The sequence below is a fragment of the Micromonospora sp. MGP-C2 genome, from assembly GCF_057766525.1.
In genome coordinates, this window is sequence record NZ_JBYMEN010000002.1 from 3,318,764 (window position 1) to 3,339,878 (window position 21,115).

The following is a 21,115-nucleotide window of genomic DNA, read 5'->3' on the forward strand; positions in this document are numbered from 1 at the left end:
GGTTTGATCGGCTCGGGTTCCGGAAAGTCGGGGTGTCATCGCCCCGACGACACCCCGACCTCAAGGAACCCGAGTCGATCATCTGTGTCCGCTCAGCGCTGATTCTGCTGCCAGCAGCCTTTCTTGAATCGTCGGGTCCGCGCCGGGTGAGCTGGCAGCATGCCAACGGATGCCGCACGTTTCCCACGCTCCTCGCCCTACTGGCCGGTGGTCAGTCATCCTCAACTCCGGCGCGTTCTGCCCGGGCTGGCCGTCTCCGCGATGGGCGACGGACTGGCGGTGGTCGCGGTTATCTGGCTCGCCATTCAACTCGCCCCGGACGGTCAGCGGGAGACCTGGATCGCGCTGGCCATGGCGGCGTACACACTGCCCAGCGCGGCCGGGACTGTCGTCTTCGGTCGGCTGCTGCGTGGGCGCAGCGGCGCCCAACTCGCCGGGTGGGACGCCATCCTGCGGGCCACGGCGCTCGCGGCGATCCCCCTTGCCTACCTCCTCGGCGCATTGACCATCGGGCTGTACGTCTTCCTGCTGGCCGCGTCCGCACTGCTGCACTCGTGGGGTTCCGCCGGCCGTTTCACACTGATCGCCGAACTGCTGCCGCAGCGACACCATCTGCCGGCCAATGCCGTGCTCAGCACCATCGGAGGGTTCGCCACCATCGTCGGTCCACCACTGGCGGGCCTCCTGATCGCCTGGGTTGGGCCGGTATGGGTCATCGCCATCGACGCCGCCACCTTCGCCGCGCTGGCCCTCACGTACCGTCTCGCCCTCCCTGTACGCAAGCGCGACCACCGGCGTGAGCGCAGCGTCTCGCGGACCGAAGGCTTCGCCGTCATCCGCCGCAACCCCGCGCTGCTGGGCCTGCTGGTGCTGAGCCTCGGGTTCTTCTTCCTCTTCGGCCCGGTGTACGTGGCGATGCCGATTCACATCACCGATGACCTGCACGCCTCCGCGACGCTGCTCGGCGCCTACTACACCGCGTTCGGCGTCGGCGGTCTGGTCGGCGGTGTGGTCGCCGGCCATCTACGTCGCTGGCCGCTGCGTGCCACCACCATCAGCATCGTCGTCGGGTTCGGCGTCGCCATGCTGCCGCTCGGCCTGGGAGCACCTGTCAGCCTGTCGCTGCCCGCCTTCGCCCTCGCGGGCCTGATCTGGGCACCGTACATGGCCACGTCGATGGCGCTGTTCCAGCGCAGCACCTCCATCGCGCAGCTACCGGCGGTGCTCGCCGCGAACGGCGCCATCCTCGTGCTGGCGGTGCCGCTGGGCACCATGCTCGGCGGGCCACTGGTGGGTGCCATCGGTGCACGCCCGACGCTGCTGCTGTGCGCCATGGCGATCGTGGCCCTCGGCCTGACCGCCGGGGCAATCGCGATCTCCAGGCGGAGCTCGCGATTGCCCGGCGATGCAGCCGTCACCGAGGTCAGTGCCAGTCACTGATCCGGACGTCGTCCGGGGCCGGTCGGCCGTGGCCGGTCTCGACCTGCTCCTTGAGGCTCATCAGGAACAGCGCCCACTTGGTGCTGCAGTGGTGCATGAACTCGACCGGCTCGCGCCAGCCCTGGTGCGCGAACTGGACGATCGTGTACTCGCCGCGCTGGTCGAGACGCCAGTCGACCTCGGTGCCGACCCACTCCTCGGGGCCGTCGACGACGCGCCACCGCACCCGCCCGGCGGGGTTCAGCTCCAGGACCTCCATGTCGAAGCCGCCGGCATCGCCGAACCGGAAGGCCAGCTTTCCACCGACTTCGCTCTTGCCCACCGTGTCGGTGGTCCACCAGGCGGCGAGGCCCTCCGGCGTTGCCACCGCTCGGTAGACGTCGTCGAGCGGTGCGACGACGCCGATCCGGTGCAGGATGTCGACCATTCTCATTCTCCTTCGTCGTTGGTGCGGGTGCGTTCGATCGCCTCGGCGATCCGCTTGATCCGGCGCAGTCGGGCGTCCCAGGTGGAGCCGACCGCCGACAACTGGGCGACCGCGCGCGCGAGTTGCGCCTCGTCCACCTGGTAGTGACGCTCGCGACCGGCCGACTCGGCGTGGATCAGCCCGACCCGGTCCAGGACGGCCAGGTGCTTCGAGACGGCCTGGCGGGTGACGGGTAGCCGCCGGCTCAACGAAGTGGCAGTGCCCGGCCCGTCAGCGAGAAGAAGATCGATCATCGTACGCCGAATCGGGTCGCCGATCGCCGACCACAACTCGTCGTCGACCACAGTGCTCACGGGGTCGCGACCAGCCGGGCAACGTACGCGCCCAGCCTGGGCATGTAGTGGTCCCAACCGTTCTCATGGTCGCGGTACTGCTCTTCCAGGACAGCGACCTCCCAACCCAGCTCGCGGAACCCGGTCTCGGTCATCCGGATCAGCGTCCCGCCGCCGCTGGGCACCAGGTCAAAGGTGACGAACAGCGCCTGCCCGCTCCCGTCCGGCTCCGTGAAGCACCACCGGAACGAGAACCGCTTCGGCGGGTCGACCTCGACGACCGCGAGCGCGACGGTCTTCGTCTCACCGGTGTCAGCGTCGCGCCACACCAGCTCACCGGGCGCGCCCGCGACCGACTCGAACCGCGCGTCGTCGGGCCACCACTCCCGCATGTGCTCGGGCTGACTGACCACCTCGAAGACCACCTCGGGTGACGCGTCGACGTGGATGTCGCGTTCGATGGTTCCCTGCTCCATGAGCCTCAACCTTTCGCAACCTTTGGTTGCATTCAACCTACGACAACCCTGCGCTCTCGCGCAACCTTTAGTTGCATGTTGCGGTCGCGTCGTACCCGGGGAGCACAATGCCGTGCATGTCTGAGCAATCGCCGCACCGGCACCACGCCATCGACTACGTCGAGTTCACGGTGACCAACCTCGCCGAGGCCAAGCGCTTCTACGCCGACGCGTTCGGCTGGGAGTTCAACGACTACGGGCCGGCATACGCCGGCATCCGCAGCCCGCACGGCGACTCCGCGGCCGAGGTCGGCGGTCTCCGCGAGGATCAGGCCGTCCAGGCGGGCGGGCCGCTGGTGCTGCTCTATTCGGCCGACCTCGACCGCTCCGTCCAAGCCGTGAAGGAGGCCGGCGGGCAGGTGGTGAACGGGCCGTACGAGTTCCCCGGTGGCCGCCGGTTCCACTTCACCGACCCCAGCGGCAACGAGCTGGGCGTCTGGGCCGAGCGGTAGCGGACGCACCCGTGCACACCCTGCTGGTAGCCGTGCACCCGGAGCCCGGGTCCCTCACCCACCACACGGTTGGGCAGCTCGCTGCAGCGCTTCGCCCGGATTCGGTCGAGATCGCCGACCTGGCGGAGGAGGACTTCGACCCGAGGTTCGGTGTGGCCGACCGTCGGGCATACCAGCAGCGTGGCGAGCCCCCGCCCGACGTGCGCCGCGAGCAGCAGCGCCTCGACCGCGCCACCGACCTCGTGCTGGTCTTCCCGGTCTACTGGTGGTCGATGCCGGCCCTGCTCAAGGGTTGGATCGACCGTGTCTTCATCAACGGCTGGGCCTTCGACTACGCCCCCTCCGCCGGCATCCAACCGAGGCTGCAACGGCTCACCACCCACCTGCTCCCCATCGCCGGTGACGACGCGGGGCTCTACGAGCGCCACGGGTACGGGCAGGCGCTGCGGACGCAGATCGAACACGGGGTCGTGGACTACTGCGGCAGCCGCCGTGGCGTCACCGCATTCGTGCACGAGTCCGAACAGGACGATTCCTCCGCCACAGGGCGGGAGGTCGAGCGGGCCGTAGCCATGATCCGGGACGCCATCTCAGTACCACTCGACGCCCGGTAGCGGGGTGAAACACCGCCCTGCTGCGCATCACCGCGCCGCGACCCGCCTACGCCCAAGCCCAGAAGGTGGTCACCGGCCTGCCATCACTGCTCGGGTGTACCGAGGTCGTCGTACTCCGGCTGACACGTGACGGTAGAAGGCGCACAAACTGCCAGGTAGCTCGGAATGACCACCCTGTGTCGGGCACCTTCGTATTCGTAGACAAGCTCGACGCCGCGTCGTGCGGAGCGACCCGGCGCGACGACCTCGTACCCGATCTGCAACTCGATCCAGCGAACCTCACCCTGCCTGGGCGGCTGAACAACGAGGCCTTCGACGGGTACGGCACCAGCCGCGTCCCGAGGAAGGCACTGACTCCACGGCGGCACCAACGCCGGATGCCGTCCGCGAGCAGCCGCTGCGGCAAGCGCGATGCCTGTGAGTCATCAATATGACTCACAGGCATCAGGCTCAACAGAGCGGGACCATCCGACCGGGGACCGCAGGGTCAGACGTCGAATCGGAACTGAGAGCAGCGGTCCAGCTACCAGGGCGACACCGTCCGGTACCTGCTCACCCGGCGTCTCGGGCGCTTATGGTTTGTTCGCTGGTTGACGACGTTTTCATGGGTCCTGTGCCCCCTGTGCGTTAGCCAAGCGGTCGCGCCTCATCGGGAGGCGACCGCCCGTCCCGCCGCGATCCGCTCGAGGGCGGCCTCCGTGCCCAGCTCCGGCTGAAGGTCGGGGCGGGAGTGGTAGAAGGCCAACGCGTGGTAGACCGCCACCGGATCGCCGACCAGCCAGTACGGTCGGACCGCCACGAACGGCAGCAGCCGGGACTCCAGCGTGCCGAAGCGGCCCGTGTAGCGCCGCATCCGGGTGTCGTCGGACATGTTCGCCTTGACCACCAGCAGCGGGGTGTTCACCCTCTCGGCGGAGACCTGGTAGACGTCCCGCCACGGCGCGAACTGGGTGTGGACCAGGGCGCGGTGCTGGATGCCGGCCGGCGACAGCACCAGCTCTCCCGGCGCCAGCCGGAGCATGGTCACCAGGAACCAGCCCACCAGCACCGCGAGGATCGCGAAGCCCGCCCCGAGCAGCAGGCCGACGACCCCGGCGAACATCGCAGTCACCGCCACCGCCCCGGTAACCAGCGCAACCAGCACCAGCAGCCCACCGAGCAAGACATACGGTAGCCGTACCGCACCCCGCGCCCGCCCTGCGAGACGTCGACCAGCGTAGGTCGGCGCCCACGGCCGGAGCGCGGGCGGCGGGACTGGACCGAGAACCCGATCACGAGGGCCAGGAAGGCGGCGCCGAACGCCAGCAGCACGACCGAGCTGCCGTCATCGGACCGGGCCGCGGACACCACGCCGGCCGCCATGCCCAGGGCGACCACGGCCAGTCCGACCATCGAAGCAGTGAAGAGTACGGACATCTGTCGCCCGGCCCAGCCCGTGGGCACCGGCAGCGCCGGAGCGCCACCGTGCCCACGGACCGGATCCTGATCTGCCTGCATTCGTCGACTTCCGTGAGAAAAGGAAGTTCCATGTGTCCTTGGCGCCGTCGGCTATCGCTCCGACTGCGTCGAGAGCCCCGCTCGTGACCAGACCGGCGGCCAGGTGGTGAACGGGCCGTACGAGTTCCCGGTGGCCGGCGGTTCCACTTCACCGACCCCAGCGGCAACGAGCTGGGGCGCCTGGGCCGAGCGGCAGGACCGGTGGCTCCGGCAGAGTGTCCCCATGGCCGGAAGAGGACTGGACGTCGAGGGCTGGATTGCGCGCGAGGGTGCACTGAGCCGGGTGCCGGCCGCCTTCGCCGGTGTAGTCGACGCGGCACGCGCTCGGATAGCCGAATCGTTCGACGGTGGTCGGCTGCACAGCGCCTACATCTACGGCAGCATCCCGCGCGGCACCGCCATCCTCGGCGTCTCCGACCTCGACCTGCTTCTCGCCCTGCGCACCGAACCAACCGAGGCCGACCGGGCGGCTGCCACCAGGATCGAGCAAGACCTCGACCGGTCCTTTCCGCAGATCGACGGCGTGGGCATCCTGCTGTTCAGTGCACGTACGCTGCTCAGCGAGCTTGAGCGGCACGACCTTGGCTTCTTCGTCGCCTGCCTGTGCACCCCCCTGCTGGGCGACGACCTCGCCGACCAACTCCCCCGCTACCGGCCCACTCCCCTGCTCGCCCGCGAGACGAACGGCGACCTGTCCCTTGCGCTTCCCGGGTGGCGCCGTCAGGCCGTCGAAGCGAACACCGACCAGCAACGGAAGACCCTCAGCCGGGTCGTCGCGCGACGCATCGTCAGGACGGGGTTCACGCTGATCATGCCGCGGTGGGAAGGCTGGACGAGCGACCTCACCCAGTCCGCTGAGGCGTTCGGGCTCCACTATCCGGAACGCGCGGAGCAGATGCGTAGAGCTGCCGTTATCGGCCGCACGCCCTCGCCGGTTCCGAGTGTGCTCCGCGAACTCATCGACGACCTCGGGCCCTGGCTCGCCGCGGAGTACGCAGTCGTCCATGGCGAGAAGGCCGTCCGTCCGTGACCTATCGGAGGTCCTCGCCAGTCAGGACGGGACAGCCGAACATGTCCGTGAGGACGGCCCGCTGGTGGTCGGTCAAGCGTTCAACGCCCCGGAGCCGACACTGCGCAGTCTCGACGCCATTCATCTGGCGACCGCGCAGGCTCTTACCAACGAGTCCGGAGCGGAATTAGTTGCCTTCGTCGCTTACGACCGGCGTCTGCTCGACGCTGCCAAGGCGGCCGGCCTGCCCACCGCGAGTCCTGGCCAGAACTGAACGCGGACGACACCACACCCCGACGGCTCGCGCAACGACTGGACCGGCCACAGTGAACGCACAGGCCACCGCCACGAAGATGGCGTGTAGTGTGCTCAGACCTCCGGGAGGCGCTGACCGGGCTCATCACACCTGGCCGCCCAGGTGGTGGGTGCTCCCTGGGCCGAACACCGCCGCCAGGTCGAGCAGGCCCGAAGAAGGCGATCATCAGCACCGACGTCGCCGAGATCCAGAGTGACCAGATCACGCCGCATTCGCTCGGCAATCCTGGTGTGGCGGGCCGCAGCTACACTGACGCCTCTGAATTCCCTGCTCGTCAACGAAAACGGAGGCGCGATGGTCAATCCGCTGTTGGACGCCGAGGATGCGCGGGAACGCCTGGAGGCATGGCAGGCCAATGCCGTGCGCCGGGCCGCCGACACGCAGGCCGCCAGTGCCGGCTTGCTCGCGCTGCGGGTCACGGCCAGCGACGCCCACGGGATCGTCGAGGTCACCGTCGACTCCACGGGGGCGATGGCCGACGTCCGGCTCTCCGCGCGGGCGCAGCGCGTGAGCCTGGAGCAGACGCAGCAGGCGATCATGGGCGCCTATCGCAATGCGCGGGTCAAGCTCGCCGAGGCCGCCGCCGAGGTCGTGCGGGAGACGGTCGGCGCCGACTCGGCGACCGGCCGGGCCCTGCTGGCCGGATTCCGGACCGCCGACACCGAGGACGAAGAGGGGCGTTACTGATGCACGGGGGGTTCGAGGTCGACGTCGAGGCGCTGCGCGCGCACGCCACGGCCATGTCGGCCATTCACGACCGCTTCGCCGCCGTCATGGCCGCGAGCGGCACCATTTTCCAGGCCGACGAGGCGTACGGGCAGCTCTGCCAGTTCTTACCGCCCATCCTGGAGGGACGCCACCGGGACCAGGACAAGGGTGTGGGGATGCTCGCCGAGAACATCGCGCTGCTCGCCGCGGGAATCAAGAAAAACGCCGACGCCTACCAGCGGGCCGAGGAGTCGAACACCGACGGCTTCAACTCCTTCCACTCCGCGACCTGAGCCGGCCCGGCGCCCTCTCATGAGCAACCCACTGGTCGCCACGACCTCCGACATCGCTTCGACAAGCGCCGCGCACCGCGACGGCTGGACCGGCCTGCCGCTGGCCGACGACTACATGGGCATCAAGGACGCCATCGACTCCGGCAGCTGGATCGACGGCTCAGTCGCGGGCTTGGGCGCCGCTCTCGACGGGGCGTCCATCGTCATCGACCCGTTCAGCACGCTCCTGTCGATGGGCATCGAGTGGGCCATCGAGCAGGTCGAGCCACTGAAGCAGGCACTCGACTGGCTGGCCGGCGATCCCCAGACCATCGAGACGCACGCCTTGACCTGGGACAACATGGCCAATGAGTTGTTCTCCATCGCCGAGGACCTCAAGGCGCGGCTGGTCGGCGACCTCGACGGATGGCAGGGCGCGGCCGCCGACGCCTACCGCGACATCCTGACCATCAACATCGACGTCGCCGGGATCTTCGCTGGCACGGCCGCCGGCATGGGTGCCGCGACCCGTGGCGCGGGGGTCCTGGTGCAGACGGTGCGGGAGGTGGTGCGCGCCTTCATCGCCGACTGCATCGCCAAGGTCGTGGTGTGGCTGGCCGAGGTGGTCTTCTCTCTCGGCTTCGCCACACCGCTGGTTGCCACCCAGCTCGCGATGGCCGTTGTCCGCTGGACCGGCCGCATCTTCGGCTGGCTGATGGGCCTGATCAGCAGCCTCTCCGCCCTTCGCGCACTCCTCGACGTCTAGGCGGCCCACGATGCGACAACTCATGGCGGCTCTGCGGACCACCGCCGTCCTGGTGGTCCTGTTCGCTGTGGCGGGCCTCCACAAGCACCCCTCAGGCCCCACCCCACCGCACGGCGGTGGCGACGATGGCCCCAAGCCTAAAAAGTTCAACCCGGCAATGATGCCCAAGCGCGTGGGAGCAGCCCAGCAGCACGGCCTCGATCGCGTCCGGGAGGGCCGCCCGAAGGACGCCGACACATCCGAGCCCGAGGCGCCCAAGAGGACCAACCCCTGGGACGACCCCGAGTTCGCCGACGCCAGGTTCGACATGCGCCGCTTCGGTCAGATGGGCGACGGGGCGATGGACAAGATCTGGGACGGCGACGGGAGGGGTAATGGCGACCACAAGCCCTCGTCCACCGAGCCCAACAAGACGCTCTTCCCGCCCGGCACCACCAAGGAGCAGGTCGAGGGCTGGTTCAAGAGCATCGCCGCCAACCCCGACAGCCGCCCTGAGGCGCGTCCCGGCGGCGACGGCTGGGTAGTCACCGGCACCCGCGACGGCATCACCTGCGTCGTTATCCTGGACAAGGACGGCAGCATCTCCGGCGGCCACCCCATCAGCGGCGAGGGCGTCAGAACCAACCCGCCGGCCTAACCACCGCACCCACGGGAGACCCATGGAAGTCAACGATTACATCCGGCTCAGCCCTCGGATCATCGACCAGGTCGCACCCAAGATCAGCCCGAAGTACCGGTCGATGGTCCTGAGGGCCAGAGGCGCCGGCGCCTGGGACCACGCGATCACGACGCTCGTCGGCGCCGTGTGGGAGGAGGGCGTTGTGATCACCACGGCGGAGAAGGACGCGCTGCGGGAGCTCATCGAGTACCTCCAGGAGCCTCTGACGCGCCTGGAGCAGATCCGGACCTCGGACTGACGGCGGAAGCGTAGATCGGGTCCCTCGAACCCCTGCACCGTGTCGACCAGCTGGCGTCCCAGACCTGGCCCGATCTCGGCGGGCATGTCGATGGCGACTTTCACCGAACGGTAGATCTCGGGATCCGACTACGGAAGGTGTCACCGCTGCGGGCAGGACTGCTGGTTCGGGGTGTTTACGGACGCCGACGCGTTGCGGGCGCACATGGCGCGGTTCCCGCCGGCTGATGACAGCTCCTTGTTCACGACCCGCTTCGCCGGCCCCTACCGGCACGACTACTACGGCACGCTCATCTATTGGTGCGGCCGTGCGAAAGGCGTGCCTGCCGGAGAACATCACGAGCCACGACCTACGCCACCACTACGCCTCGGTCCTGCTGATGCAGGGCGAGTCGGTCATCACCGTGGCCGAACGGTTGGGCACGAGAACGCGACGCTAGTCCTGTCGACCTACGGTCACCTGATGCCGGACTCGGAGGAGCGCACCCGCCGGGCCGTCGACGAGGCGTGGGGTTGTGCCCCCGGTGTGCCCCCGGGCGAGGCACCAACACCCTGACCTGCGGCGACGGGGTCGGATTCAGACGTTGAAGCGGAACTCCACCACGTCGCCGTCCTGCATGACGTACTCCTTGCCCTCGATGCGGACCTTGCCCGCCGCCTTGGCCGCCGCCATGGAACCGTACTCAACCAGGTCGTTGTACGAGACGACCTCGGCCTTGATGAAGCCGCGCTGGAAGTCGCTGTGGATGACACCCGCGGCCTCCGGCGCGGTGGCGCCGACCGGGACGGTCCAGGCGCGCGCTTCCTTGGGGCCGGCCGTGAGGTACGTCTGGAGGCCGAGCGTGCGGAAGCCGACCCGGACGAGCTGGTTGAGGCCGGGCTCGTTCTGCCCGATCGACTCCAGCAGCTCGCGGGCCTCATCCTCGGGCAGGTCCACCAGCTCAGACTCGATCTTGGCGTCCATGAAGACCGCCTCGGCGGGGGCGACCAGGGCGCGCAGCTCGTCGAGGAACGACTCGTTGGCCAGTTCGGCCTCGTCGACGTTGAAGACGTACAGGAAGGGCTTGGTGGTGAGCAGGTGCAGCTCGCGCAGGTGCTCCAGCTCGATCTTGGCGGCGGCGGCCCCGGAGTAGAGGGTGGTGCCGCCGTCGAGCACCTCGATCGCGGCCTTCGCGGCGGCGACCGCGGCGGCCCGGTCCTTGCGGAGCTTGGCTTCCTTCTCCAAACGGGGCAGCGCCTTGTCCAGGGTCTGCAGGTCGGCGAGGATCAGCTCGGTGTTGATCGTCTCGATGTCGTCGGCCGGGGAGATCTTGCCGTCGACGTGCACCACGTTCGGGTCGGAGAAGGCCCGCACGACCTGGCAGATCGCCGAGGCGTCCCGGATGTTGGCCAGGAAGGCGTTGCCCCGGCCCTGCCCCTTGGAGGCGCCGCGGACCAGGCCGGCGATGTCGACGAACGACACCGGGGCCGGCAGCACCTTCTGCGAGGAGAAGATCTCGGCCAGCTTGCCCAGCCGCTCGTCGGGCAGCCCGACCACGCCGACGTTGGGCTCGATGGTGGCGAACGGGTAGTTCGCCGCCAGCACGTCGTTCTTGGTCAACGCGTTGAAAAGCGTGCTCTTGCCGACGTTGGGCAGGCCGACGATGCCGATGGAAAGACTCACGACCGGCCAGCTTACGCGGGTGCCGACCGGGCCGGTCCAGGCGGCTCGGTTTCCGGCGGCACGACCCCCGGCGGAGGGCGGCGCCGACCGGTCGTCAGCCGAGCAGGCGTGGGGCGATGACCGCCTCGCGGACGCTGCCGTCCGCGCCACGGCTGACCTCGTACGCCGAGACACCCTCGCGGTCCGCGATTGCCTCGACCAGGCGGATGCCCCGGTAGACCAGACCGACCCCGTCGTCCGTGCAGTGGCTGGTCGGGAGCGTCCCGCTGCCCACCAGCTCGTGCATCAGCGGGCGGCGCTGGCCCTCGCTGTCATAGTGCACGCCGTTGCCGTACGGCAACCAGGCCAACCCCTCGGTGAAGCCGCGCAGTCGGGGACCGAAGCTGTCGGTGGCACCGCCGACGTGCCAGCAGATCGAGCCGGCGGAGACACCGGCCAGCACCACACCGGCCTGCCAGCACTCGTGCAGGATGTCGTCGAGCCCGTGCACCCGCCAGACGGCGACCAGGTTGGCCACGCTGCCACCACCGACCCAGATCACGTCCTGGGCGAGCAGGTGGGCGCGGACGTCCTCGACGTTCGGCATGGGGAAGAGGGCGAGGTGCGACAGCCGGAACCGGGTGTCGGCGAACGCGCCGTAGACGGCGGTCAGCGAGGTGGGCTGGTCACCGACGGCCTGCCCGAGGTAGCAGATGCGTGGCTGCGGACCAGCCTCGGCGAGCTCCGCCGCCAGCTCGAAGACCGGGCTGGGGCGCATGTCGTACGGCCCTCGGTCGCCCCGGGAGAAGCCCATGCTGGTGGCGATGATGGTCGGTTCGCTGGCGGGCATCGGGCGTCCTTCCGTCGGGGCGGTGCGGCGTCCATCCTGCCGCAGCCACGAGGCGGCCGGTTACCCGCCCGCGTGCCGGCCGCCGCGCTGGCGGGGCACCTCGACCTCGGGCCAGTGGGCCTCGGGCGGCCGGTCGGCCGGGGGCAGTTGCGCCGCGGCCGCGCGGGGCAGGGTGAACCGGTCGGCTGCGGCCGGGCCTGCCGAGAACGACTCGCGCAGCATCCAGCGCACCTCGTCGGCCGTCCAGCCCAAGCCGGCTCGCGCGGCGATCTCGCGCACCAACCGCCGGCCGACGCGGGTGTCGTCGTCGTAGAAGCGCATGCACCAGTGGTGGGTCCACATCCCGAGTGCCCGCAGGCCCGCGTCGTCGAGTGAGCCGACCAACCGGCCGCAGGCGGTGTCGGAGAAGGCCTGCTCGGGGTCGGCCGCCCGGTCCCGTTCGATGGCGCCGACGGCGGCCGGTGCGACGGCCCGCATCCGCCGGTAGAAGGACTGCGCCACCGCGCGGGGCAGCGCCGGGAACGCGCCCGGTGTCGACGCCGCCGCCCAACCCGCCACGCTCGTCATGTCCCGCACCCCTTCTTCAGTTGGTTGCCGGACGGTACCCGTCACGACCGACACTTCCGGACCGAAAAACACCCCGGATCGCGGATAGCGACGATGACCTGGGGCGTCTGTATGGGTGACAACGAAACGGGGGTGGTGGGTGGACGAGGACGAACGCGCTCGGCTGGCCGAGTTCGTCGGCAGCCGGACACCGGCGCTGATGCGGGTCGCGTACCTGCTGACCGGGGACCGCAACGCCGCCGAGGACCTGTTCCAGTCGGCGTTGGCGCGAACCATCCCGAAGTGGAAGACCATCCGGCACGCCGATCCCGAGGGGTATCTCCGCGTGGTGATGTACCGCGAGCAGATCAGCTGGTGGCGGCGACTTCGCCGACGGCGGGAGACGCCGCTCAACCCGGCCGACGAGCCCGTTGGCGCCGACCCGAGCGGTGGCTCCGACGTACGGCTGGCGATGCGTGCCGCGCTGCGCCACCTGCCACCGGCGCAGCGGACGGTGGTGGTCCTGCGCTACTACGAGGACCTGCCCGAAGCCCGGGTGGCCGAGCTGCTCGGCTGCTCGGTGGGCACCGTCCGCAGCCGTACGCACCGGGCGGTCAAGCGCCTGCGCGACCTGCTGCCGGAGATCGAGTTGCTGGAGGTACGGCGATGATCGATCCCTTCGAGAGCCTCATCCGCTCCACCCTCACCGACCTGGCCGAGGAGGCACCGATCGTGCATAACCAGTTGAACCGAGCGGAACGGCGGGTTCGCAACAGACGCCGCGCCACGGTGACGATGGGGGCGGTGGGCACGCTCGCGGCGATCCTGATCGCGACGCCGATCGCCCTGGCCGCGAGCGGCTCGGACGGGCCTCCGCCAACCGTGCCGAGCCCGGCGGGTCCGGCAGCCGTCCCCGTCCCGTCCGGGCCACCGCCCGGCGTGCCGATCGTCACACCAAGCCCCGCCGACCCCACAGCGGTGCCGAGCCCGCCCGGCGTACCGGGCCGACCCACCGTCACCCCGGTTCCGGGGGGCGCACCCGGCGTACCGGGCCGACCGACGGTCACGCCGGTTCCGGGAGGCGCGCCCGGCGTGCCGGGCCGGCCCACTGTCACGCCGGTTCCGGGAGGCCCGCCCGGCGTGCCGGGCCGGCCCACTGTCAGTCCGACCCCGTCCAGATGAGCAGGACCGGTCAGGCCGGCGGCGTCCCGGCACCGGCCTGACCGGCCGCCCCACGGTCATCTCCTGCCCCGGCGGTGCCACGACGCAATTGACTTCCGTCAGCCGCAGGGCAGGGAGTCGGTCGGAGATCCCGGTCACCATCGCGCGGCGCTCCCCGTACCGGCGAGCGCCGCGCGTGCCGGCGAACACGACGCATCGGTCCACCGAGTTTGTCGAGGCCGGCATGCCCGCTCATCCTGGGGCCATGACCGACCACGACGGCCGAGCGGCTCAGGGGCAGCGATGACCACCGCCATGGCCCGGGTGCCCGACTCCCTCCGGGGGCAGATCGTCACGCCCGGCGACCGCCGGTACGCGCAACTGCGCTCGACGTACACCACGTCGGCGTCGCCGGCCGCCGTCCTGCTGCCGAAGACGACCGCGCAGGTGGTCGACGCGCTCCGGTACGCGCGGGAACAGCGGCTGCCCATCGCCGTCCGCAGCGGCGGGCACGGCTTCTCCGGGGCGTCGTCCAACAACGGTGGCGTGGTCATCGACCTGTCCATGCTCAACCGGGTGCAGGTCCTCAACGAGCGGGCCGGGCTGGTTCGGATTGAGGCCGGTGCCCGCTGGGCGAACGTCGCGAAGGCGCTGGCCCCGTACGGCCTGGTGGTCAGCTCGGGTGACCACGGCGGCGTGGGCGTCGGCGGCCTGGCCACCGGCGGCGGTGTGGGGTGGCTGGTCCGTGCCCACGGCCTCACCATCGACCGCGTCCGCGCGGTCGAGGTGGTGCTCGCCGACGGGACGCTGGTGCGTGCCGACGCCGCGCACGAGCCGGAGCTGTTCTGGCTGGTCCGGGGCGCCGGAGCAGGCGCGGGGATCGTGGTGGCCTTCGAGATCGAGGCGGCCGAGCAGCGCAACGTCGGCGTGGCGCAGCTGGTCGTCGAGGCGCACCCGGACGGTCGCACCATCCGGGAGTGGACGAGTTACCTCGCGCAGGCGCCACGGGAGCTGTCCGCAGCCGCCGTGGTGTACGCCGAGGGCCGCTCGGTCCTCATGTCCATCACCGCCGTGGTGGCCGCCGAGAGCCTGCGCCGGGCCCGACCGGCGGTGGAGCCACTGCTCGCCATCGGCAAGGTGCTCGAACACCGGACCGACCTGCTGCCCTACCCGACGCTGGTGCCGACGGCGCACCTGCACCCGAACGTCGGGCAGCAGCGGGGCACGACCACCAACGGTCTGTTCACCGGGCTGGACGACGCCGGCGCGCGGGCCGTGACGCGCGCGGTGACCGGGCCGGGGCGGGCGGTGGTCCAACTCCGCTCGTTGGGTGGGGCGGTCAACGACGTCGCGCCCGACGCGACCGCGTACTCCCATCGCCACCAGAACACGATGGTGGTCGCCTCGGTTTTCCCGCCGCAGGGTGCCGGGGCGTTGGACGCGGCCTGGCGGGCCGTCGGTGCCCGCGCCGACGGCGCGTACGTCAACTTCGAGAGCCGACCTGACCCGACCGCGTTCGCCCGGATCTACCCGGGCGAGACCGGGGCCCGGGTGCGGCGGCTGTGGAAGCGCTACGACCCGGACGGCGTGTTCCGGTCGGCCCTGCTGACCGGCCAGCCCAACCGGTCCGGCCAGTCCACCCGCGCAGGCCAGCCGGCCCGCTCCGGCCAGCCCAGCCGCGCCGGGCAGTCCGGCCGGTCCGGCCAGCCTCACCGGCGTCGCCGCTGACCACGTCGGGCGCACGCCGAGGTCCGATTCCCGCCAGCCGACGACGCACCGAGCGGGGCATCATCGGTGACATGGAGATGGACTTCGAGCGGTGTTACCGGGCTGTGGACAGCCGTGACCAGCGGTTCGACGGCTGGTTCTACACCGGCGTGACGTCCACCGGCATCTACTGCCGGCCGTCCTGTCCGGCGATCACGCCGAAGCGGAAGAACGTCCGGTTCTTCCCGTCCGCCGCCGCGGCGCAGGGCGCCGGGCTGCGCGCCTGTCGCCGCTGCCGGCCCGACGCCGCGCCCGGCTCGCCGCAGTGGGACATCCGCGCCGACGTGGTCGGCCGGGCGATGCGGTTGATCGCGGACGGGGTGATCGACCGGGACGGCGTACCGGGGTTGGCCTCCCGTCTGGGCTACACCGAACGGCACCTGCACCGGATGCTGAGCGCCGAGATGGGTGCCGGGCCGCTGGCGCTGGCCCGGGCGCAGCGGGCACAGACCGCCCGGATCCTGATCGAGACGACCGACCTCGGGATGGCCGAGATCGCGTTCGCCGCAGGCTTCGGCAGCGTGCGGCAGTTCAACGACACGCTCCGCGAGGTGTACGCGAGCGCCCCGTCCGACCTGCGCGCGGCCCGTGGTCGCCAGCAGGCGGCGGTCGGGGCGGGGACCATCGCGCTCCGGCTGGCGTACCGCCCGCCACTGCACGCCCGGGCGCTGCTGGACTTCCTCACGGTGCGGGCGTTGCCCGGCGTGGAGGAGGTTCGCGACGGGACGTACCACCGGGGTCTGCGGTTGCCACACGGCACCGGCGAGGTGGCGCTGACCCCGGCGGACGGGCACGTGGCGGCGACGCTGCGGCTGACCGACCTGCGCGACCTGGCACCCGCTGTGGCCCGCTGTCGCCGGCTGCTCGACCTGGACGCGGACCCGGTGGCGATCGACGGCACGCTCGCGGCGGACCCGGCGCTGGCGCCGTCGGTCGCCGCCGAGCCCGGCATTCGGGTGCCCCGCGCGGTGGACGGCTTCGAAATGGCCGTCCGCGCCGTCATCGGCCAACAGATCTCGGTAACCGCGGCCCAAAAAACCCTGACCCGCCTCCTGGCCGCCCATGACCCCGTTGATCATGAAGTTACTGCCACCGACATCGGCGTGTCGGGACCACAACTTCATGATCAATCGGGCGAGGGCGGGCTGCGGAGGGCGGGGGTTGGTGGGGCGGGCGGGCTGCGGGGGTTTTTGAGCGCGGACGAGCTGCTGCGCGTGCCGGACTCCGGGTTCGGGATGCCGGTGGGGCGGCGGGAGACGTTGCGAGGGCTGGCGCGGGCCGTCACCGACGGGACGGTCGACCTGGCGCCTGGGGTGGATCGGGAGGAAGCCGTGCGGCGGCTTCTCGCCCTGCCCGGCATCGGCCCGTGGACCGCCAACTACCTGGCCATGCGCGCCTTCGGCGACCCCGACATCCTGCTCAGCACCGACCTCGCGGTCCGGCGCGGCGCCGCCGCGCTCGGCCTGCCCGACACCCAACAAACCCTCGACGGGTACGCCGACCGTTGGCGTCCCTGGCGGTCCTACGCCACGATCAGACTCTGGAGAGCGGCATGAGCATCGACAGCACCGTCCTGAGCACACCGACCGGCCCGCTGAGCATCCTCATCGGCCCGGACGGCGACGTACGGGCGGCCGGCTTCACCCCGGACCCGGCGGCGCTGCTGCCCCTGGTCCACCCCACCCTGCGGGCGCCACTGCGACAGCTGGCCGACCTCGGCCCGGTGAGCACGGCAGTCCGGTCCTACCTGGACGGCGACCTCGCCGCCATCGACACGGTGCCGGTCCGTCAGCTCACCGGCGGCGAGTTCATGGCGCATGCCTGGCAGGTGCTGCGTGAGGTGCCGCCGGGCATCCCGGTCACCTACACCGGGTACGCGGCACTGGCCGGCCGGCCACCGGCGGTGCGGGCCGCCGCCGCAGCCTGCGCCCGGAACGCGGCGGCACTGTTCGTGCCCTGCCACCGGGTGCTCCGCACCGACGGGACGCTCGGCGGTTACCGCTGGGGGCTGGACGTGAAGAAGTGGCTTCTCGGTCATGAGCGGCGCTTGACAGCAAGCTGACAGAGGCATCGACACCTGTTAGACGCTACCGTCTGGTAGTGCCTGTGGAGAGCGACGGCGACCCGGCCGCCCGGGTCGCCGCGGGCAGCCACCCCGTGCACAACCTCTGGCGGCTGCGCCCCTACCTGCGCCCGTACGCGGCCGAGTTCGCCTGGTTGCTCCTCGCGGGGCTCGCCGGCACGGCGGCCGGGATCGCCGTACCGCTGGTCGTGCAGCGGGTGGTGGACGGGCCGGTGGCCCGCCACGAACCTGCCGGGCTACTCCAGCTCGGGGGCCTGGCGCTGCTGCTCGGCGTGGCCGAGGCGGTGCTCATCTTCATCCGCCGGTGGGTGCAGTCCTCCTCGGCGGTGGGCATGGAGGCGGCGCTGCGCGCCGACGTCTACGCCCACCTGCAACGGTTGCCTACGAGTTTCCACGACCGCTGGCAGTCCGGGCAGTTGCTCTCCCGGATCACCAGCGACCTGTCGGTGATCCGCCGGTTCCTCTCCTTCGGCGTGTTCTTCCTGGTGCTCAACCTGACCACCTACGTGGTCGTGGTGGTGCTGCTGATCAACCTGCACGCGGCACTCGGGGTGCTGGTGGCGGCCAGCGCGGTGCCACTGCTGCTGATCAGTCGCCGGTTCGGGCGGCACTACCACGCCGCGTCCCGACGGATGCAGGACCAGCAGGGCGACGTGGCGACCCTGGTCGAGGAGACCGCGCAGGGCCTGCGCACCATGAAGGCGTACGGCCGGGGGCCCGAACTGGCCGCCCGCTTCGCCGGTGGGGCCCGGAGGCTGCACGACACGGGCGTCGGCAAGGGTCGGCTGCTGGCCAACACCTCGGCGTTGCTCGACCTGGTGCCGAACGTGACCCTGGGCGTGGTGCTGGTGGCCGGGGCGGCCGCCGCCGCCAGAGGCGCGCTCACCATCGGCGAGCTGGTCGCGTTCGTCAGCCTCCAACTGATGCTCATCTGGCCGGTGCAGTCGCTGGGTTGGATCATCGCCAACGGCCAGGAGGCCGCCACCGCCGCCGACCGGATCCAGGAGGTGCTGGACACCCCACCCCGGATCGTGGACTCCCCCGGCGCGCTCGCGCTCCCCCGCGACGCGGTCAACGGGCGGCTCCGCTTCGAGCGCGTCGCGTTCAGCTACCCGGGTGCCACCGCGCCGGTGCTGCACGAGATCGACCTGACCATCGAGCCGGGTGAGACGCTGGCCCTGGTCGGGGCCACCGGCTCCGGCAAGAGCACCCTGCTGTCCCTGGTGCCCCGGCTGCACGACGTCACCGCCGGCCGGATCACCCTGGACGGGCACGACCTGCGCGAGCTGCGACTGGCCTCGCTGCGCCGGCTGGTCGGGGTGGCGTTCGAGGAACCCACGCTGTTCTCCATGTCGGTCCGCGAGAACCTCACCCTGGGTCACCCGGACGCCGGCGACGACGACGTACGCGCCGCTCTCGCGCTGGCTCAGGCCGACTTCGCGTACGACCTGCCGTGGGGGTTGGCCACCCGCGTGGGTGAGCAGGGGCTATCCCTCTCCGGCGGGCAACGGCAGCGGCTCGCGTTGGCGCGCGCCGTGCTCGGCCGGCCGCCGGTGCTGGTGTTGGACGACCCGCTGTCCGCGCTCGACGTGCACACCGAGGCACTGGTCGAGGCGGCGCTGCGTCGGATCCTGCGCGACAGCACCGCGCTGTTGGTCGTGCACCGGCCGTCGACGATCGCGCTGGCCGACCGGGTGGCGTTGCTCCAGGACGGCCGGATCACCGCGATCGGCCGGCACTCCGAGCTGCTCGCCACAATGCCCTCCTACCGGGCGCTGCTCGCCGCCGAACCGCCACCCAGGACCGGCGAGCCGCCCGCCGGGCACCCACCGGCGTCCGGAGCCACCGGGTCGAGCCCGTCCGCTTCGGACGGCTGGGGGCTGGTGCACTCGTGACCGTCCCGAAGCAGGCCGACCCACCGCCCGAGGAGGAGCCCGAACTCACCCGCTGGCGCGGAACCGCCACCGACCCGGAGGCCGACCGGAGCCGGGCCGAGGACACCGCGCCCGAGGCGGTAACCCGGCTACGCCGGCTCAGCCGGGTCCTGCTGGCCGACCTGCTCCGCCCGCACCGGGGGCGACTCGCCGTCGCGGTCGGCCTCCTGCTGGCCCAGAACGCCGCAGCGATGGCCGGCCCGTACCTGGTCATGATCGGCATCGACCGGGCCATCCCGCCGCTGCGGGCCGGCGACCCCGGCCCGCTGGTCGCCGTCGCCGGGGCGTTCGCGGCGGCCTCGGTGACCGAGTACGCGGCCCGTCGCGGGTTCCTCACCCTCTCCGCGCGCATCGGCCAGGCCGTCCTGCTGGACCTGCGGCAGCAGGTGTTCGGGCACTTCCTGCGGCTGTCGGTGGGCTTCCACGAGCGATACACCTCCGGCCGGATGGTCTCCCGGCTCACCAGTGACCTGGACTCGATCGCCGAGCTGGTCGACGGCGGGATCGACAGCCTGGTGCTGGCCGGGCTGTCCATCCTGTCGGTGGCCGCCATCCTGCTCTGGCTGGACCTGCCGCTGGCCGCCGTGACGCTGCTCGCCTTCCCGTTCCTGTTCTGGCTCTCCCGCTGGTTCGCCCGGTCCTCGGCCAGCGCGTACCGGCGGACCAGGGACGCTGTCGCGCTGGTCATCGTGCACTTCGTCGAGTCGATGCGGGGCATCCGTGCGGTGCAGGCGTTCCGCCGGGAGCCGCGCAACCAACGGATCTTCGTGGCGCTCGGCGACGACTACCGACGCACCAGCCTGCACACGTTCCGGCTGATCGCCACGTACTCGCCCGCGATCAAGCTGATCGGCAACGTCACAGTGGCGGTGGTGCTCTGCTACGGCGGCTGGCGGGTGCTCGGCGGGCAGACCGAGGTCGGAGTGCTCGCCGCGTTCCTGCTCTACCTGCGCCGCTTCTTCGAGCCGATGCAGGAGCTGAGCCAGTTCTACAACTCGCTCCAGTCGGCCACCGCGGCTCTGGAGAAGCTGGCCGGGGTGCTCGACGAACGACCGGCCGTCGCCGAGCCGGCCCGACCCACCCCGCTGCCGACCGGCCCCGGTCGCGGTGAGCTGACCTTCCGGGCGGTGTCCTTCGGCTACCGCCCGGACACCCCGATCCTCGCCGAGCTGGAGCTGACCGTGCCGGCCGGGCAGACCGTGGCGCTGATCGGGCCGACCGGCGCGGGCAAGTCGACCATCGCCAAGCTGGTCGCCCGGTTCCACGACCCGGACACCGGCACGGTACGGCTGGACGGGGTCGACCTGCGCGACGTGCGCGACGCCGACCTGCGCCGGGCGGTGGTGCTGGTGACGCAGGAGAACCACCTGTTCAGTGGGACCGTCGCGGAGAACATCCGGTTCGGTCGCCCGGGCGCGGACGACGCCGAGGTCCAGGCCGCGGCGCGGGCGATCGGCGCGCACAGCTTCATCGCGGCACTGCCCGACGGGTACGCCACCCAGGTGCACCGGCGCGGCGGCCGACTCTCCGCAGGGCAACGGCAGCTGGTCGCGTTCGCCCGGGCCTTCCTGGCCGACCCGGCAGTGCTGATCCTGGACGAGGCCACGTCGTCGCTGGACGTGCCGACCGAGCGGCTTGTGCAGCGGGCCCTCGGCACCATCCTGCGCGACCGCACCGCCCTGGTGATCGCGCACCGGCTCTCCACTGTGGAAACCGCCGACCGGGTGCTGGTCCTCGACGACGGCAAGGTCGTCGAGGACGGCCCGCCCGCCGTGCTGGCCGAGGCCGACGGCCGGTACGCGGCCCTGCACCGGCAGTGGCGCGACTCGCTGATCTGACTGCCTGTCCCCGGTCGATGCCCGCCCGTC

General features: G+C 71.2%; 26 protein-coding genes and 1 pseudogene. 19 read left to right on the top strand and 8 right to left on the bottom strand.

What is annotated here, in order from left to right; genetic code table 11:
• Positions 1 to 159: 159 nt before the first annotated feature.
• A complete protein-coding gene (locus AC3CF1_RS14925; protein WP_488450678.1) occupies positions 160 to 1,440 on the top strand; it encodes an MFS transporter in 1,281 nt (426 codons plus the stop codon).
• Here the strand turns inward: AC3CF1_RS14925 and AC3CF1_RS14930 are convergent.
• From AC3CF1_RS14930 to AC3CF1_RS14940, 3 genes are read right to left on the bottom strand one after another with little or no spacing between them, the layout of a single operon-like run.
• The gene (locus AC3CF1_RS14930) at positions 1,424 to 1,867 is read right to left on the bottom strand and encodes an SRPBCC family protein (RefSeq protein WP_488450679.1); all 444 of its coding nucleotides are present in this window, start codon (positions 1,865 to 1,867) and stop codon (positions 1,424 to 1,426) included. The two genes, AC3CF1_RS14925 and AC3CF1_RS14930, sit on opposite strands and share 17 nt — an antisense overlap.
• Before the next feature lie 2 nt (positions 1,868 to 1,869).
• Complete coding sequence (locus tag AC3CF1_RS14935; protein WP_328370429.1) at positions 1,870 to 2,220, bottom strand: ArsR/SmtB family transcription factor; 351 nt, start codon at positions 2,218 to 2,220, stop codon at positions 1,870 to 1,872.
• Entirely contained in the window at positions 2,217 to 2,675 is a 459-nt protein-coding gene (locus AC3CF1_RS14940) for an SRPBCC domain-containing protein (RefSeq protein ID WP_488450680.1), read from the bottom strand. Before AC3CF1_RS14940 ends, AC3CF1_RS14935 begins: the two co-directional genes overlap by 4 nt.
• A 116-nt stretch (positions 2,676 to 2,791) precedes the next feature.
• On the opposite strand from AC3CF1_RS14940, the gene AC3CF1_RS14945 reads away from it, so the two are divergent.
• Both AC3CF1_RS14945 and AC3CF1_RS14950 read left to right on the top strand, forming a co-directional pair.
• Positions 2,792 to 3,166, top strand: a complete 375-nt coding sequence (locus AC3CF1_RS14945; protein ID WP_354982468.1) for a VOC family protein — start codon at positions 2,792 to 2,794, stop codon at positions 3,164 to 3,166.
• 11 nt (positions 3,167 to 3,177) lie between these two features.
• On the top strand, positions 3,178 to 3,780 hold the full coding sequence (locus AC3CF1_RS14950; protein ID WP_488450681.1) for an NAD(P)H-dependent oxidoreductase: 603 nt from the start codon (positions 3,178 to 3,180) through the stop codon (positions 3,778 to 3,780).
• 646 nt (positions 3,781 to 4,426) lie between these two features.
• On the opposite strand, the gene AC3CF1_RS14955 is transcribed toward AC3CF1_RS14950, so the two are convergent.
• Together AC3CF1_RS14955 and AC3CF1_RS14960 are read right to left on the bottom strand one after the other, a co-directional pair.
• On the bottom strand, positions 4,427 to 4,891 hold the full coding sequence (locus AC3CF1_RS14955) for a hypothetical protein (RefSeq protein WP_488450682.1): 465 nt from the start codon (positions 4,889 to 4,891) through the stop codon (positions 4,427 to 4,429).
• Complete coding sequence (locus AC3CF1_RS14960) at positions 4,888 to 5,277, bottom strand: hypothetical protein (RefSeq protein ID WP_488450683.1); 390 nt, start codon at positions 5,275 to 5,277, stop codon at positions 4,888 to 4,890. Before AC3CF1_RS14960 ends, AC3CF1_RS14955 begins: the two co-directional genes overlap by 4 nt.
• 88 nt (positions 5,278 to 5,365) lie before the next feature.
• On the opposite strand from AC3CF1_RS14960, the pseudogene AC3CF1_RS14965 reads away from it, so the two are divergent.
• From AC3CF1_RS14965 to AC3CF1_RS15005, 9 genes and pseudogenes are all read left to right on the top strand, one after another.
• Positions 5,366 to 5,451, top strand: a pseudogene (locus AC3CF1_RS14965) (VOC family protein); the annotation flags it as partial.
• Between the two features lie 49 nt (positions 5,452 to 5,500).
• Positions 5,501 to 6,307 (top strand): hypothetical protein, encoded by an 807-nt coding sequence (locus tag AC3CF1_RS14970; RefSeq protein WP_488450684.1) that lies wholly within the window; start codon positions 5,501 to 5,503, stop codon positions 6,305 to 6,307.
• 64 nt (positions 6,308 to 6,371) lie between these two features.
• Entirely contained in the window at positions 6,372 to 6,560 is a 189-nt protein-coding gene (locus AC3CF1_RS14975) for a hypothetical protein (RefSeq protein ID WP_488450685.1), read from the top strand.
• Positions 6,561 to 6,794: 234 nt separating this feature from the next.
• Complete coding sequence (locus AC3CF1_RS14980; protein WP_488450686.1) at positions 6,795 to 7,289, top strand: YbaB/EbfC family nucleoid-associated protein; 495 nt, start codon at positions 6,795 to 6,797, stop codon at positions 7,287 to 7,289.
• Positions 7,289 to 7,603 carry a hypothetical protein gene (locus AC3CF1_RS14985; protein WP_355160675.1) on the top strand — a complete coding sequence of 105 codons (315 nt, stop codon included), beginning with the start codon at positions 7,289 to 7,291 and terminating at the stop codon, positions 7,601 to 7,603. Before AC3CF1_RS14980 ends, AC3CF1_RS14985 begins: the two co-directional genes overlap by 1 nt.
• 19 nt (positions 7,604 to 7,622) lie before the next feature.
• The gene (locus AC3CF1_RS14990) at positions 7,623 to 8,348 is read left to right on the top strand and encodes a WXG100 family type VII secretion target (RefSeq protein ID WP_488450687.1); all 726 of its coding nucleotides are present in this window, start codon (positions 7,623 to 7,625) and stop codon (positions 8,346 to 8,348) included.
• Between the two features lie 22 nt (positions 8,349 to 8,370).
• Positions 8,371 to 8,985, top strand: coding sequence for an EndoU domain-containing protein (locus AC3CF1_RS14995; RefSeq protein WP_210795136.1), 615 nt, complete (start codon positions 8,371 to 8,373; stop codon positions 8,983 to 8,985).
• Between the two features lie 22 nt (positions 8,986 to 9,007).
• Positions 9,008 to 9,265, top strand: a complete 258-nt coding sequence (locus AC3CF1_RS15000; protein WP_210795138.1) for a hypothetical protein — start codon at positions 9,008 to 9,010, stop codon at positions 9,263 to 9,265.
• A 307-nt stretch (positions 9,266 to 9,572) separates the two neighbouring features.
• Positions 9,573 to 9,704, top strand: a complete 132-nt coding sequence (locus AC3CF1_RS15005; RefSeq protein WP_488450688.1) for a hypothetical protein — start codon at positions 9,573 to 9,575, stop codon at positions 9,702 to 9,704.
• Between the two features lie 137 nt (positions 9,705 to 9,841).
• Here AC3CF1_RS15005 and ychF read toward each other — a convergent pair whose 3' ends face one another.
• From ychF to AC3CF1_RS15020, 3 genes are all read right to left on the bottom strand, one after another.
• Positions 9,842 to 10,927 carry a redox-regulated ATPase YchF gene (ychF, locus tag AC3CF1_RS15010; RefSeq protein ID WP_088950113.1) on the bottom strand — a complete coding sequence of 362 codons (1,086 nt, stop codon included), beginning with the start codon at positions 10,925 to 10,927 and terminating at the stop codon, positions 9,842 to 9,844.
• Between the two features lie 94 nt (positions 10,928 to 11,021).
• Positions 11,022 to 11,756, bottom strand: a complete 735-nt coding sequence (locus AC3CF1_RS15015; RefSeq protein WP_099848510.1) for a Type 1 glutamine amidotransferase-like domain-containing protein — start codon at positions 11,754 to 11,756, stop codon at positions 11,022 to 11,024.
• A 60-nt stretch (positions 11,757 to 11,816) separates the two neighbouring features.
• Positions 11,817 to 12,323 (bottom strand): hypothetical protein, encoded by a 507-nt coding sequence (locus tag AC3CF1_RS15020; RefSeq protein WP_488450689.1) that lies wholly within the window; start codon positions 12,321 to 12,323, stop codon positions 11,817 to 11,819.
• Positions 12,324 to 12,462: 139 nt separating this feature from the next.
• Between AC3CF1_RS15020 and AC3CF1_RS15025 the strand changes: the two genes are divergently transcribed.
• The 7 genes from AC3CF1_RS15025 (at position 12,463) to AC3CF1_RS15055 (ending at position 21,085) form a co-directional block, all read left to right on the top strand.
• Entirely contained in the window at positions 12,463 to 12,972 is a 510-nt protein-coding gene (locus AC3CF1_RS15025; protein WP_354982478.1) for a SigE family RNA polymerase sigma factor, read from the top strand.
• A complete protein-coding gene (locus AC3CF1_RS15030; protein WP_488450690.1) occupies positions 12,969 to 13,484 on the top strand; it encodes a hypothetical protein in 516 nt (171 codons plus the stop codon). Before AC3CF1_RS15025 ends, AC3CF1_RS15030 begins: the two co-directional genes overlap by 4 nt.
• A gap of 282 nt (positions 13,485 to 13,766) precedes the next feature.
• Positions 13,767 to 15,191, top strand: coding sequence for an FAD-binding oxidoreductase (locus AC3CF1_RS15035; RefSeq protein ID WP_488450691.1), 1,425 nt, complete (start codon positions 13,767 to 13,769; stop codon positions 15,189 to 15,191).
• A 71-nt stretch (positions 15,192 to 15,262) separates the two neighbouring features.
• Complete coding sequence (locus AC3CF1_RS15040; protein ID WP_488450692.1) at positions 15,263 to 16,786, top strand: DNA-3-methyladenine glycosylase 2 family protein; 1,524 nt, start codon at positions 15,263 to 15,265, stop codon at positions 16,784 to 16,786.
• A complete protein-coding gene (locus AC3CF1_RS15045; protein WP_488450693.1) occupies positions 16,783 to 17,292 on the top strand; it encodes a methylated-DNA--[protein]-cysteine S-methyltransferase in 510 nt (169 codons plus the stop codon). The genes AC3CF1_RS15040 and AC3CF1_RS15045 overlap by 4 nt, the downstream gene beginning before the upstream one ends.
• 38 nt (positions 17,293 to 17,330) lie before the next feature.
• The gene (locus tag AC3CF1_RS15050; RefSeq protein ID WP_488450694.1) at positions 17,331 to 19,208 is read left to right on the top strand and encodes an ABC transporter ATP-binding protein; all 1,878 of its coding nucleotides are present in this window, start codon (positions 17,331 to 17,333) and stop codon (positions 19,206 to 19,208) included.
• A complete protein-coding gene (locus tag AC3CF1_RS15055) occupies positions 19,205 to 21,085 on the top strand; it encodes an ABC transporter ATP-binding protein (protein WP_488450695.1) in 1,881 nt (626 codons plus the stop codon). Before AC3CF1_RS15050 ends, AC3CF1_RS15055 begins: the two co-directional genes overlap by 4 nt.
• Positions 21,086 to 21,115 lie beyond the last annotated feature (30 nt).